This is a genomic window from Kribbella sp. VKM Ac-2571 (assembly GCF_004362255.1).
GTDB lineage: Bacteria > Actinomycetota > Actinomycetes > Propionibacteriales > Kribbellaceae > Kribbella > Kribbella pratensis.
This window is the reverse complement of sequence record NZ_SNWS01000005.1, coordinates 148,332-162,184: the sequence shown is the minus strand read 5'-3', so window position 1 is coordinate 162,184 and position 13,853 is coordinate 148,332. Positions and strand designations below refer to the sequence as shown.

Annotated in this window: 12 protein-coding genes; 7 read left to right on the top strand and 5 right to left on the bottom strand. The window is 69.0% G+C overall.

Going from position 1 to position 13,853, the window contains the following annotated elements:
• Window positions 1-5: 5 nt before the first annotated feature.
• The gene (locus tag EV651_RS13335; RefSeq protein WP_133785468.1) at window positions 6-1,229 is read right to left on the bottom strand and encodes a M20/M25/M40 family metallo-hydrolase; all 1,224 of its coding nucleotides are present in this window, start codon (window positions 1,227-1,229) and stop codon (window positions 6-8) included.
• A gap of 125 nt (window positions 1,230-1,354) precedes the next feature.
• Here EV651_RS13335 and EV651_RS13330 point away from each other — a divergent pair, with 125 nt between their 5' ends.
• From EV651_RS13330 to EV651_RS13315, 4 genes are all read left to right on the top strand, one after another.
• The gene (locus EV651_RS13330) at window positions 1,355-1,819 is read left to right on the top strand and encodes a hypothetical protein (RefSeq protein ID WP_133785467.1); all 465 of its coding nucleotides are present in this window, start codon (window positions 1,355-1,357) and stop codon (window positions 1,817-1,819) included.
• Window positions 1,820-1,922: 103 nt separating this feature from the next.
• Window positions 1,923-3,047 carry a hypothetical protein gene (locus EV651_RS13325; protein ID WP_133785466.1) on the top strand — a complete coding sequence of 375 codons (1,125 nt, stop codon included), beginning with the start codon at window positions 1,923-1,925 and terminating at the stop codon, window positions 3,045-3,047.
• Entirely contained in the window at window positions 3,044-4,117 is a 1,074-nt protein-coding gene (locus EV651_RS13320; RefSeq protein ID WP_133785465.1) for an Ig-like domain-containing protein, read from the top strand. Before EV651_RS13325 ends, EV651_RS13320 begins: the two co-directional genes overlap by 4 nt.
• Window positions 4,117-5,268: a hypothetical protein gene (locus tag EV651_RS13315; protein WP_133785464.1), complete on the top strand. Its 1,152-nt coding sequence runs from the start codon at window positions 4,117-4,119 to the stop codon at window positions 5,266-5,268. The genes EV651_RS13320 and EV651_RS13315 overlap by 1 nt, the downstream gene beginning before the upstream one ends.
• A 79-nt stretch (window positions 5,269-5,347) precedes the next feature.
• Here EV651_RS13315 and EV651_RS13310 read toward each other — a convergent pair whose 3' ends face one another.
• The 3 genes from EV651_RS13310 to EV651_RS13300 form a co-directional block, all read right to left on the bottom strand.
• Window positions 5,348-6,202 carry a phosphotransferase family protein gene (locus tag EV651_RS13310; protein ID WP_133785463.1) on the bottom strand — a complete coding sequence of 285 codons (855 nt, stop codon included), beginning with the start codon at window positions 6,200-6,202 and terminating at the stop codon, window positions 5,348-5,350.
• On the bottom strand, window positions 6,199-7,482 hold the full coding sequence (aspS, locus tag EV651_RS13305; RefSeq protein WP_133785462.1) for an aspartate--tRNA(Asn) ligase: 1,284 nt from the start codon (window positions 7,480-7,482) through the stop codon (window positions 6,199-6,201). Before aspS ends, EV651_RS13310 begins: the two co-directional genes overlap by 4 nt.
• A gap of 250 nt (window positions 7,483-7,732) precedes the next feature.
• A complete protein-coding gene (locus EV651_RS13300; RefSeq protein WP_133785461.1) occupies window positions 7,733-10,027 on the bottom strand; it encodes a sigma-70 family RNA polymerase sigma factor in 2,295 nt (764 codons plus the stop codon).
• Between the two features lie 267 nt (window positions 10,028-10,294).
• On the opposite strand from EV651_RS13300, the gene EV651_RS13295 reads away from it, so the two are divergent.
• Complete coding sequence (locus EV651_RS13295) at window positions 10,295-11,107, top strand: hypothetical protein (protein ID WP_133785460.1); 813 nt, start codon at window positions 10,295-10,297, stop codon at window positions 11,105-11,107.
• Window positions 11,108-11,194: 87 nt separating this feature from the next.
• Here EV651_RS13295 and EV651_RS13290 read toward each other — a convergent pair whose 3' ends face one another.
• Window positions 11,195-12,196 (bottom strand): ATP-grasp domain-containing protein, encoded by a 1,002-nt coding sequence (locus EV651_RS13290; RefSeq protein WP_133785459.1) that lies wholly within the window; start codon window positions 12,194-12,196, stop codon window positions 11,195-11,197.
• A gap of 79 nt (window positions 12,197-12,275) precedes the next feature.
• Between EV651_RS13290 and EV651_RS13285 the strand changes: the two genes are divergently transcribed.
• Window positions 12,276-13,061 (top strand): SOS response-associated peptidase, encoded by a 786-nt coding sequence (locus tag EV651_RS13285; RefSeq protein ID WP_133785458.1) that lies wholly within the window; start codon window positions 12,276-12,278, stop codon window positions 13,059-13,061.
• Between the two features lie 36 nt (window positions 13,062-13,097).
• A complete protein-coding gene (locus EV651_RS13280) occupies window positions 13,098-13,739 on the top strand; it encodes an alpha/beta family hydrolase (protein WP_133785457.1) in 642 nt (213 codons plus the stop codon).
• Window positions 13,740-13,853: the final 114 nt, after the last annotated feature.

Sequence of the window (13,853 nt, the reverse complement as noted above, 5' to 3'; positions counted from 1 at the left end):
TTGTATCAACCGCAGCGACGTACAGCCAGCAGGGCATACGCACGCGCGGCATGCAGTACGTCGGCCAGTACGACATGCTCGTCCGCAGCGTGTGCGTAGCGGACGTCGCCCGGCCCGTACTGCAGCGTGGGGATGCCTGCTGCGGCGTACTGCCGGAGATCGGACCCGTACGGCGCTCCCTTGACCGCCGGCGCCGGGTTGCCCGCGTCGGTCGCCGCTCGAACGGTGTCGGCGAGGAGCGGGTCGCCCTCAGCCAGCAGGCCTGAGGCGAACTCACCGCCCGGCCAGCTGACCGTCACCGGGTGCTCGCGCAGCCAGTCGTCCTTCGCGCAAGCCTCTGCAACCGCCGTCTCGAAGGCGGTCCGCGCGTCGGCGACCGATTCACCGAGGCGTACGCCGTACCTGCCCTCGGCGACCAGGTGGTCGGGGACGGTGCTCGCCCAGTCGCCGGCCGCGACGGTGCCGACCGACAGCGGGTTGGCGAGGTCGAGGTGGGCGAGCAGTGGATGCGGGTCCCGGTTGCGCTCACGTTCGAGCTCCTGCAGCGCGGTCTGGATCAGAGTGAACTTCTCGATCGCGCTCACTCCGCGGCTGCGGGTCGAACCGTGGGTGGCGAGTCCCGGCACCTCCAGGCGGAAGGTCAGCGAGCCGGAGTTGGCGGGGATGACTGTTCCCGCGGTCGGCTCCGCGATCAGGCAGGCCTCGCCGCGATGACCGCGGCGCAGCGTCGCGAACGCGCCGACGCCGCCGTCCTCCTCACCGATCACGGTGTGCACCGCCAGCGGTTTCCGCAACCGAATGCCCGCGGCAACAACGGCCGCCACCGCGCCGAAGATCGCGGCGACGCCGCCCTTCATGTCACAGGTCCCGCGGCCCCACATCACGCCGTCCTCGATCCGGGCGTCGAACGTGCCACCCGGCACCACGTCGACATGCCCGTTGAGGATCAGTCCCGGCGTCGCACCGCCACCGAGTACGCCGACACAACCCCACGCCTCGGTCCGCTCGACCTCCATCCCGGGAAACCCCGGATCATCGGCCGACAGCTCGAGCCGCCAGTGATCAACGGTCAGCCCCAGCGCTTCCAACCGGGCAGCACACCATGCCTGTACGTCGACCTCAGCCGCGGTCCCGTCGACGCTCGGTATCCGCACGAGCTCCCGCAGTTCCGCAACAATCCGCTCGTCGTCGACCGCTGCCAGGACGGCCTGCTCAGTCTCGAAATCCACAGCACAGGAATACCACCGATCGGACGACAAAGTCTGACCGTTCGGCTGACAAACCGGCCGCCCAGCCGATGGCAACCTTCCTGGGGAGACGGCCCGATCGGGGCCGGGGGGAAAGGGAAACCGCCATGCACCGCAAGAAGAAGATCATCATCGCCGCCGCAGCCACCGTCATCATCGGAGCCGGCTCAGCCTTCGCCTACTGGAGCACCACCGGCTCCGGCAGCGGCTCGGGCACGACGTCCGCCGGCGCCAGCAACCTCGCGATCGTGCAGACCAGCACCGTCTCGAACTTGCGTCCGGGTGACGGCGCGCAGACCATCAGCGGCACCGTGACGAACAACGCGGACAGCAGCGCCTACGTCAACAGCGTCATCGTCAGCATCGCGAGCGTCACCAAGGCAACCGGCGCCACCGGCACCTGCGACGCCACGGACTACACGCTGGCCTCGCCGACCATGAGCGTGGCCACCGATGTCGCCGCTGGCGGCACGGCGGACTTCACCGGCGCGACCCTGAAGTTCAACAACAAGGCCAGCAACCAGGACGGCTGCAAGGGCGCGACTGTCAACCTGTCGTACGCCAGCAACTAGTTCGTCACCGCGGTTTCCCAGGCCTGGGCGGGGCGTTACATCGACCCGGCGCCCCGTCCAGGCCGGGACCGCGACAAAGTGTTCTTGGGGGAGTGAGCAGTAGATGCGAGGCACGCGAACGAGCCGGTACCGGGTGATCAAGTTCCTGATCGCCGGTGTCTGCCTGCTGCTCGCCGTGGCCGGCCTGTCGTACGCGGCCCAGCCGGCGAAACCCGGCATCCAGTTGGGCATCACGCCGACCAGCCAGTCGGTGACGCGCGGCCAGACGGCGACGTACACGGTCAGCGTGATGTCGACCGGCGGCTTCACCGGCGCGGTCGCCTTCAGCGCCACCGGAGTGCCGAACGGGACGTCCGCGTCCTTGGGCCCGTCGTCGGTGACGCTCACGTCCGGCAGTACGGCGAGTACGACGCTGACCGTGAGCACGACGGCGAGTACGCCGACCGGATCGGCCGGGATCACCGTCCAAGGCACCGGCGCGAAGGTCAGCGGCACCATCACCGCCGGTCTGGTGGTGAATGCCCCGCTTTCCAGTTCGTTGTCGATGACCGCTACGCCGGCCTCGATCACGCAAGCGCCCGGAACGATCGCAGTCTTCAGCATCCAATTGACCCGGACGAACCTGCCGGGGTCTGTCACCCTCGGCGTCGCTGGCGGACTGCCGCAAGGTGCGGTGGCTACGTTCACGCCGAACCCGGTGACAGGGAGCTCCGCGAGCGTGCAGATCAGCACGCCGGACACCGTCTCCGACGGCACTTACACACTCTCCTTGACCGCGAGCGGCAAGGACCCAGCAGATGTCACGCGATCGGCGTACGCGAGCGTCAAACTGGTCGTGCAGACCACCGGCAAGGACTTCGCGATCAGCGGCAACCTGTCCGGTCTGCTCTCGCCCGGAGTCTCGCGACCACTCGACCTCACGCTGACCAACCCGAACAAGAAACCCATCTCGGTGACGAACCTGACGGTCGCGCTGAGCTCGGTCACGCGGACGCCGTACGCCGTCGCGCACAGCCTCCCATGTGGACCGGCGGACTACCGGATCACGCAGTACGGCGGAACGTATCCGCTCACTGTTCCCGGCAACGCGAGCCGTGCGCTGTCCGGTCTCGCCGTACCGCAGTCGATCTGGCCGCAGGTGACGATGCTCGACACGGCGACGAACCAGGACGGCTGCAAGGACGCCACTGTCAAGCTCGCCTACTCGGGTGCAGGGAGCGGATCATGACTCGACGCGTACTGCTCGTCCTCGCACTCGTCGTCCTCGCGATGGCCGGCGGGGGCACCGCCTGGGCCTTCTGGTCCGGAGCCGGTGCCGGCATCGGATCCGCAACGACCGGAACGCTCGCTCCGCCGACCCCGGTGACAGCCTCGGCTTCGCCCGGCGCCGGAACGGTCAACGTGACCTGGACGGCGTCGGCCCGGGCGACCGGTTACACCGTGAACCGCGTACGGACCAGCGACGGTCTGACCGCTGCGGCCTGCAGTACGACTACTGCTACCTCGTGCAGTGAGGTCAATGTTCCCGACGGGATCTACCACTACGTCGTCACCGCGACCTCCGCGAGCTGGACGGCATCCGGTGCGAGCGGGGACGTGACCGTGCACAACTCACGGCCGTCCGTCATGGTCAATCAGGCCGCAGCGCAGGCGGACCCGACCGCTACGTCCCCCGTGAACTTCACGGCGGTCTTCAGCGAAGCGGTGACCGACTTCACCAGTGCGGATGTCACCGTCAGTCCTGCCACTGCGGCAGTCGTGGTGAGCGGCAGCGGTCCGACGTACAACCTGGCTGTCAGCGGACTGACCAGCAGTAGCTCGGTCACGGTGTCGATCGCGGCCAACAGCGCCTACGACTCGGGCGGTGCCGGGAACACTGCGTCGACGAGCACCGACAACACAGTCACGTACGACGCGACGGCACCCACGGCGCCGGCACCGGTTGCGACGGCCACGGGATCCTTCGGGACCTTCGTCGGCAACACGGCGGTCACTCTCACCGATGCGGCGACCGACGACTTCTCAGGCGTCGCCTCGGTCGCGTACTACCGCTGCACCGGCGCGACCGGCAGCTGCACCGCGACGAACTGGACCGCGATCGGATCGTCCACCTCGGCGGCCACCAACTTCGCCGTCACAAAGAACGCACCGTTCGCCGCCGCCGACGGTCCCTACCGCATCGTCGCCATCGCAACCGACGCTGTAGGCAACAGCAGCAACCCGAGCGTTGGCACCCAGCTGATGGTCGACACCACACCACCCACCGTCACCCGCCCGACAGTGAACGGACACCCGTGATGAGCATCCTGTGGAAGAAGGCCGAGGGTCGAACGGGGACATCCCGCCTGCGTCGGGTAGGAGTTGCCGCCCTGGTGGCAGCGCTCGCGACACTCGGTTTGTTGAACGCCGGTCCCGCCTTCGCCGCCAACGCCAACAGCGGCGACGGGACGATGTCCGTCTCGCCGGCCACGGTCGTCGCCGGATCGACGGGTAATCAGTTCACGTTCGTCTTCAAGGCGACCACCGGCAAGTTCGGCCCCAATTCACTGGTCACCTTGACCGTGCCCGCCGCGTGGACCCAGCCCTCGACATCTGCGGGGCCTGGACTTGTCACGGTGTCGGCTCCCGGAACCTGCTCGCTCGGCACTGTGACAGTTTCCGGAGCGGGCCCCTGGACGATCAGCGTGCCGCAGAGCTGTGACACCGGCGACCAGATCACTCTCACCTATGGTGCTGGAACCGGCGCCACGCACGTCACCGCACCGACCACTACAGGAATCACCACCTTCGTGACGGCATCGCGCGCCGGCAACGGCAGTCTCGTGAACCTGACCGCGGGCTCACCTCAGGTCGCCGTGACGGCCAGTGCGGCCAGCAAGCTGTCCTTCGTCCAGGGCCCGACGTCCGGGTACGCCGGTACGGCGCTGACGCCCGCGATCACCGTCCAGCTACAGGACCAGTACGGCAACGCGGTTTCGACGTCCGGCGTGGCGGTCACCCTGACATCGTCGGAGGGGGTGATCGACTCCGGGGCTACTGCGACGACCAACGGCGCGGGGCTGGCCACGTTCGGTGCGGTGACGATCAACACGGCTGCCCTTGGACTGACGCTCAGTGCCTCGGCGGGCGGGTCTTCGGCCGGGCCGTCGTCGGCGTTCAACGTGACCGTTGCGATGAGCAACGGAGCTGCGCTGACCGATGCTGCGGACGATGGATCCGGCTCCGGCGTACAGAGTGTTCACTACTACTACTGCGCCGGCCTCTCGGGCTCGTGCACCAGCTCCAACTGGACCCAGATCGGATCCTCGACGTCAGCCGCGACGAACTATCGCGTCACCTGGAGCGGTCAACCGGGCAACGGCTCATACCGGTTGGTGGCCGTCGGCACGGACAACGTCACAAACGCCAGCCAACCGAGCACCAGCATCCCAGTCACGATCTCCAACTAGTCCCCAACCTGGACCTGGGGAGGGTTTCTTCCCGGAGCGGGAAGGAACTCTCCCCAAGCTCGGCCGACGGACAGGACTGCTAGGCGTTGAGGAGTTCGAGTACTCGGCGGGCGCCGTGGTTTACCAGGTTGTGGCCGTACGTCGAACGGTTGTGGACGAACTCTGCCGCGGTCGCGAAGGCTGCCGCCGCGCAGACGGCTACTGTGGCGCGGCCGCTTGCTCGCAGGGCGGCCTCCAGGAACAGTTCGTCGACGCCGGGTTCTGCGCCGTCGCGGGCGGCGGAGGCTGCCAGGGAGACCAGGTCGTAGGCGCGCGAACCTCCGCCGGCGGCCTCGATGTCCACGATGCCGGTGATTCGCCCGTCGGCGGCGAGTAGGTTGCCCATATTCAGATCACCGTGCACGAAGTCGTGGTGGGGGAGTTCCGCAGCCCGATACGGGCGACAGAGTTCGACGTACCGCTGGAGGAGCTCGCCGACCTCCCCGTCGTATGCCTGCACCCGTTCCCACACACCGTCCCAGCCGTCGAAGAGGACGCCGCGCGACCACGCGGACCAGCTCGCGTCGCGGTCCTCCGGAAGAAGGTCCCGCTGCAGCTCACAGATCTCGATCAGTTGTCGCGCCAGCGAAGCGTCCAACGTCGGCGGGCTGCCGGGGACGAGCTCCTGCAGTTGGTACGGCGACCCGGCGGCGGTCGTGCCGACAGTAAGCCAGGCCGGGGTGGGATAGCCGACGGCACGGGCCCGGCGGACGAGCTCGGCCGCCTGCCGGACCCGCGATGCCCACCCGGGGTTGTCGGTCCACTTCAGGACCACGCCGTCGGTCAGTTCGTACGCGGTCGACTGCAGACCACCGGTCAGTTGCCGCACGACCCGGTAATCGGTGCCGAGGGCAACGTTCAGTTCGGCGACAACCGACTCGGTGGTCTCCGTCATGGCGTGAGGCGGTGCAGGTCGCGGGGGAACAGCGTGACCTCGCGGACGTTCTCCGCACCGGTCAGCCGCGCCACGAACCGCTCCAGCCCGATCGCGAACCCGCCGTGCGGCGGCATCCCGTGCTTGAACGCCTGCAGGTACGAGCTGTACGCCGGAGCGTCCGCCGACTCGCCGCGCGCCGCGAGGGCCGCGACGTAGTCGGAGTACTGGTGCAGGCGCTGGCCGCCGGTCACCAGTTCGACCCCGCGGAACAGCAGGTCGAACGAGTTGGACCACCGCGGGTCCGACGGCTGCGGATGCGTGTAGAACGGCCGCTTCGCCATCGGATAGCCCTCGACCGCGACGAAGTCGCTGCCGTGCTCACGCAACGCCCACTCGCCGATCGCGCGCTCGTCCGCGGGCGCGAGGTCCGGCTCGTCCGGGTCCGCGCCGGCGATCTTCAGCGCCTCGCTGAAGTGCACCACCGGTACGTCGACCGGGATCTCCGGCGCCGTCACCCCGAGCCGCTCCAACGCAGCCCCCGCACGCGCACCCACCGAAGACAGCATCTCCGCGATCACAGAGCGCAGTACGGCGAGAACGTCGCGGTGGTCGGTGATGAACCCGAACTCCGCGTCCAGCGACACGTACTCGGCCAGGTGCCGGACCGTGTCGTGCGGCTCGGCCCGGAACACCGGACCGACCTCGAAGACCCGCTCGAACACGCCGACCATCGTCTGCTTGTAGAACTGCGGCGACTGCGCCAGGTACGCCGGGCCGCCGAAATAGTCCAGCGCGAACACGTTCGCCCCGGACTCGGTCGCCGTACCGACGATCTTCGGCGTCTGGATCTCCGTGAAGCCCTGACCGTCCAGCGCGGACCGGAACCCGTGCAGCGCGGCCGCGGCGATCTCCCAGCCGGCCCGTACGGCGGGATGCCGCAGCGCGACCGGTGCGTTGTCGAGGACCACAGGCAGCCCCGCGCCGACCGTGGGACGCCACAGCTCGATCGGCGGCGTCGCGGCCGGCTCCGTCAGCGGCTCGATCACCGGGTCGACGATCTCGGCGCCACCGGGAGCCTGCGGGTTGGCGGCGACCGTACCGGTCACCTGAACGACAGTCTCCTCACCCAGCTCGTCCAACTGGGCCTGAGAGCCCTTGACGACGATCTGGGCCAGGCCGGACCGGTCGCGCAGGATCAGGAAACTGACGGCGGCGAGCCGTCGTCTTCGGTGCACCCAGCCGGCCACCGTGACGGTCTGGCCTACTGCTGAGGGGATCTCATGGCTGAGAATTCGCATCGCTGTTTTCACCTCCAGGTTTGTCTCGAACCCCGGAGGTGTGGGCGAAGGGGAATCTCGCGGTGCCACCACACCTTCACCGGACCGCAAACGGCCCGGCCTCTTGCACAACAGTCGCTCAGGAGTGTCTTCGCAACCGCTCCACGTATCGCCTTCCCAGCTACCGGCGACTCTCTCTGACGTGGCGTACGACGCTACTTGGTTCCTTCAACGCGAACACCACCAGGATAGGCGACCCGGCAACTCGTTTTCACCGCCGGGAGGTTGCCGGCGGGATCTGGGCGGTGTCGGTGTCTTCGCGGCCGCCGACCCGCGCGTGGACGGTGATCGCGTTGCTGGAGCCGTTGCCGGGCAGCCAGGCGTTCCACTCGGAGTTCAGCGGCTTCTTGTAGTTCTTCGTCGTACAGGTCGCGCGGCGGATGTCGCTGGTTCGCTCGCACGTCCAGCCGAGGTCGAACGACGGCAGGAAGGTCAGGTTGCGTCCCCACGAGATGTCGAGGGTCACCGTCCGCCCCTGGGCGCCGTTGACCTTCAGGAACCGGTTGTAGACGAACGGATTCGGATCGGTCTGCGGCGTCGGCGTGAGGATCTGCAGCAACGACTCGTCCTGCTGGACAGCGGGCAGTACCTCGGAGTCGGTGTCGCTGACCAGGTCCGCGGTCGCCGTCACGGACAACGTCCGGGCCGCGTCCGACGACTTGTCCGGTACGTCGAAGTCCGCCGCCAGCGGAGCGGGCTTGTCCGGGTTGGCCGCCGTACACGTCTTGGTCGATCGGGTGCACTTCCAGCCGGCCGGGCTCGCCGCGATCGGCCACTCGAGCGCCGCGCCGTACGTGAGCTTCAGCGTGACGCTCTTGCGGTTGGTGCGCGGGGCAACGGTCAGGATCCGGTGGTGGACGTCCGGGTCGGTCCTGCCGTCGAGGATCTTCAGCAGGTTCTCGTCGGTGCTCGGCTTCGCGTCCACGGTCGCCGAGTCGTCGTCGTACAGCCGCCCGGTCTTGGCCGAGACGGTGAACGTGCGGTCCGCGGCCGAGCCGCCGGTCGGGGCGTCGAAGGTGACCGGCAGCGGCGCCGGGGTGGCCGGGTCGCTCGCAGTGCAGGTGCCCGCGGCCTGGTTGCAGATCCAGCCCGGCGGGTTGCCGGTGAGCGGCCACTCGAGCTCGGCGCCGTACTTGAGTCCGATCACCACCGGATTCGCATTCGCGGCCGGGGTCTTGATCGTGATCACGAACCGGATCCCACTCGCTGCTGCCCTGGCTCCCTCGAACGCTGGGCTGCCGCCGCCGCTCGGCATGCTGATCGTCACCAGAGCCTCGTCGAAGACCGGCGTGGTGGGCGTGGGCTTCGGCGGTGTCGGCGTCGTCGGAGGCGGCGTCGGGACCGGAGTCGTGGCCGTCGGAGTAGGCGTCGCGCCGGGTTGCGTGGGTTCGGTGGTCGGTGCGGTCGTCGGCGCGCTCGTCGGAGCTTGCGTCGGGTTGGACGCCGGCGGTTTGGCCGACGGCGGTTTTACCGGCGGCTTGACCGGCGGCACGGTGGGCTTCTGCGCGGGCGGCTGGGTCGGTTGCTGCGTCGGCTGCGCCGACGGCTGGTTGATCGCGGCCGGGGGAGTGTCGTTGCCGGTCAGCGCCAGCGCGGCGAGTACGGCGGCGACCGCGACCACGACCACAGTGCCGGCGCCGATCGCGGACCGCGTGCTGTTCTCGGTGACCTTCTTCCAGCCGGTGACGAAGAAGCCGACCAGGCCAACCTTGGCGCCCGATGCGGCGGCCAGGTAGCCGATGCCCGCGGTGCCCAGCAGGGCCGGGGCGAGCAGCGCCGGCAGCGCACTGTTGACCTCGACGAGCTCGAGGTAGACAGCGGTGCACTTGGCGCAGTCGTCCATGTGCTCGCGGACGTTCCGGTTCTCGCGCTTGGTCAGGCCGCCGCGGACGTACGCGCCGAGGCGCTCGGTCGTCCAGCGGCAGCGGTCCCCGGCGACGTCGGCCAGGTGCTGCTGCAGGTACGCCTGACGCAGACCCTCGCGGGCCCGGTAGGCGAGCGCGGACACGCCGTTCGCGGTCAGGCCGAGCAGCGGAGCGATCGCGGCCGGTTTCTCACCCTCGACCTCGGTGTGCCAGAGGACTGCCTGCCAGCGTTCCGGCAGGCTGGCGAACGCCTTCGCCGCCGCGCCGCTCTCGAACCCGGTGACGGTCGGGTCGTCGAAGGTCTGCGGCTCCCGCTCGTACGCCGCGATGTCGTCGGTGGTCTGCACCTTCTTCCCGGAGCGGATCCGGTCGACGTGCACCCGTCGTACGGTCGTCAGCAGATAGGCGCGGAACGAGACGTCGGGACCGCCTCCGCCCCGGAGCGCGTCCAGGACCTTCGCGAACGCGTCACTCGCGAGGTCGTCGGCGTCGTTGGCCGGGACCAGCTGACGGGCCATCCGCTCGGCGGCGTGGTGGTGCCGGGCGTACAGCTCGCCGTACGCCTCCAGGTCGCCGTTGCGCACGCGCGAGATCAACTCCGCGTCGCTCGGGCCGTCCGGCTGCCCTTCCGGCGTCTCCATCGATCTCCCCGTGGTTCTGACTGTCTGTGCCGCAACGTGACGGTCCGTCACTTTGTTGCCGGAGACAAGGCTCCCACGTGAGACGGAATCGCGCACCCTTCCTGACCCGGAACTGTGCTCCTTGTCTGACGAGATGACCAGTCCGGAAGTTACGCGAAAAAACTTCTGCGAATCCGCGTCATGAATCGCGTCACGGTCTGTCTCTTCGGCGTACGACGCTTCCGGCCGACCGGTCGGGAGACTGACGGGGCTTTTTCGAGGAGGACCATGTCGCTGTTCGCGGATATCCGTCGACGGTTCGACCTGCGTCCGGCCAAGTCCCTGAACCTGGCGGGGTCGCCCGCCCGGACCGCGCCGGAAGCGTCGTCATCGGATCAACCGCGCGGCCGGAGGGAGCCGCACGGCACAGCTGGCATCGACCACAGCGCCTATCTCGCGATCGCCGAGGCGCTCACCGACGGTGCCGATGTCGTGCCTGCATCGGACGAGACCGGACGCCGCCTGGCGGCCGACGGAATCTCGCTGGTGGAGGCACTTGATGGGCTGAGTGCGCTGTACCGCTCGATCGCCGGGGGCGAGCCGGCTTTCGCCGCGGTACGCGCACTCAGTTCCAGCTGGGCCGAGGCGTCCCTGGTCTACCTGCATTCGCTGTCCTGCGAGGACCCGCTGACCGGGCTGTCCAGCCTGGCGCACCTGCGGTCCCGGATCGGCGAGCTCTACCGAGAGGCGGAACTCCGTGGAACTTCCGTACGGCAAACCCACGCACTGGTGGTTGTCGAGCCGCTCCATCCCCCGGGTACGTCGCCGTTCGACCGCGAGCTCACCCTCGTCGACGTCGCGGAGTGCCTGCGGATCGTCTTCTGCGGCGGTGACGTACTGGGCCGCGTCGGCGCACGCCGCGCGGCGGCGCTCGTCGGCCGCGAGCCGAACCTGCCGGAGCAGGTCGCGACGGTACGAGCCCTGATCACGCAGTGGCGGCTGGACACCGACGTACCCCAGCTGGCCCGGACCTGGATCGAGGGACTGCCCGGTAGCGACGAGATGGCCGGGAGGTTGCTCGACGAGCTGGCCAGAACCTGAGGCTTGCGTCCGGACGCCAACAGGGGGGCGGCCGGGCGCATCAGTACGGCGGCGGATCGCCTGACACGGGGTGGGCGATCCGCCGCCTCATGCCTTCTTTGCGGTCAGCAACTGTTCGACCAGTTCGCCGTACGTGATCCCCGCGCCCTTCGCGGCGACCGGGACCAGGCTGCCCGGGGTGAGCCCGGGCAGCGCGTTGACCTCGAGGCAGTACGGCGTACCCGCGGCATCGCAGCGGAAATCGACCCGGGAGTACGCCGGACCGAACCCGAGGGCTCGATGCGCTCGGATCGCGAGCTCCTGCAACCGCTCGGCGAAGTGGCCGGGGATGTCGGCGGGAGAGACCTCCCGCACCGCACCCGGCTGGTACTTCGCCTCGTAGTCGAACACGGCTGTGGTCAGCTCGATCTCCACCACCGGCAGCGCCGTCGCACCGATCACCGCGACGGTGAACTCCCGGCCGCTCAGGAACGGCTCGACGAGCAGCTCGCCCTCGGTCGGCAGCGCGTCCAGCGAGTCGACCTTGCGGACGGCCACGCTCGACCCGTCGGCCACTGGCTTCACCACCACTGGTCCGCTCGCCAGCAGCTGCTTGACCCCGATCGGCGGCTCAGGTTGCTCGGCCGGGTTGTAGAGCACCCGAGCCGGCACCGGGATCCCGGCGGCTTCGAGCACTGCCTGGCAACGGTCCTTGTGCCAGGCAACGGCGCAGACGTCATGGCCCGCACCGGTGAACGGGATGCCCGCCAGCTCGAGCAATGCCTGGACGTGCCCGTCCTCACCCCAGCCGCCGTGCAACGCGATGAAGACCCGATCGGCACTCCGTAGCTGCACCAGTCCACCAGTGAGGGCGTCGTACATCCGACGTCGCAGGACAGCGCGGTCCGCCGGTGACGGAGGCTCCTTCGGCACCCGTACGACGGCATCGCCGGCCGGCAGGGGATCAGCCAGGATCGGCTGCTCGGCGGCCGGATCGATCAGCACCACGTCGTGACCGCGGCCGGCGAGCGCCTGCGCCACCGCCCAGCCAGACGAACGCGAGACGTCCCGCTCCGAACTCTCGCCACCGCACAGCACCGCGACTCGCACGTTGTCTCCTCCTACTGCTGGTACGCCGCCCTGCGGTTTGACGCGGCAAACGCCGAGAAGTTCGGCCTAGGCTGTCGGTATGTGCGGTAGGTATGCGTCCAGTCGGGCTCCGTCGGACCTCGTTGCGGAGTTCGAGATCGAGGCGGGCAATGTGCGTGAGTCGGTCGAGGAGCTCGGCGAGAACTACAACGTCGCGCCGACCAACCAGGTGGTCGCGGTGGTCGAGCGGAAGAACCGCGAGCAGCCCGACGAGACGATCCGGAAGCTGACCACGGTCAAGTGGGGTCTGGTTCCGTCCTGGGCCAAGGACACGTCGATCGGCTCGCGGCTCATCAACGCCCGGATGGAGACGGTCGCGGAGAAGCCCGCCTTCAAGAAGGCGTTCGCCACCCGCCGCTGCATCCTGCCCGCGGACGGCTACTACGAGTGGTACACCGCCGAGGAGAAGGTGAACGGCAAGCCGGTCAAGCAGCCGTACTTCATCCACCCGCCGGACGGCAGCATCCTGGCGATGGCGGGGCTGTACGAGATCTGGCGGGACAAGTCGGTCGAGGACCCGGACAAGGACGAGGCCTGGCTCTGGACCTGCACCGTGCTGACCACGTCGGCCACCGACGACCTGGGCCGCATCCACGACCGGATGCCGCTCCTGGTCGAGCGCGAGCGGTACGACGCCTGGCTGGACCCGCTGTCGTCGGACCCTGACGACCTGCTGAAGCTGCTGGTACCCGCCGCGCCCGGCCGTCTCGAGGCGTACGCCGTGTCGAAAGCCGTCAGCTCCGTGAAGAACAACGGCCCGCACCTCCTCGATCCGCTGCCGCCCGACGGCGAGGACCCGCAGGACAGCCCGACCACGCTCTTCTGAGTTTCGTGCCCGCTGTTCACCGGTCGTGATGACAGGATGGGGCGGGTGACCGACGAACGGATTGTGGGGACGCCGCACGGTGAGGCCCGGATCGTGGCACACCGCGCCCGCCGCCCGGTGGCGACGCTGGCCCTGGGGCACGGCGCCGGGGCCGGGATCGAGTCCGGTGACCTGGCCGCACTGGCCGCCCGGCTGCCCAAGCAGGACATCAACGTGTTCCTGATCGAGCAGCCCTGGCGGCGCGCCGGCCGCAAGCTGGCGCCCGCGCCGAAGGTGCTCGACGAGGCGTGGATCGCGATCATCGGGCAGCTCCGGGTCCGTACGCCGCTGGTCATCGGCGGCCGGAGCGCCGGCGCGCGGGTGGCCTGTCGCACCGCGAGCAGCTTGGGTGCTTCCGGCGTACTCGCACTGGCATTTCCGCTGCACGCGCCCGGGAAACCGGAGAAGTCGCGGGTCGGCGAGCTCCAGTCGGCGGGCCTGCCGACGCTGGTCGTCCAGGGGGAGCGGGATCCGTTCGGTACGCCGGAGGAGTTCCCGCCGCTCACCGAGATGGCCGTGGTGCCGGATGCCGATCATTCCTTCAAGGTGCCGAAGCGGGCGGAGCTGGACCAGCAGGAGACCTACGACCTGCTGGTCGAAGCCGTGTTCGAATGGGTGAGCCGCGAGGTGTCCGGATAGCGGCACGCCGGGCGGGATCGCGCGAGGGAATGCCCCCGCGGCCGGGCGTGTTGTGACGAACATGATGGCCACGAGAGAGGCTCCGGCGCGGGCTACTGGGAAGACACCGGTATT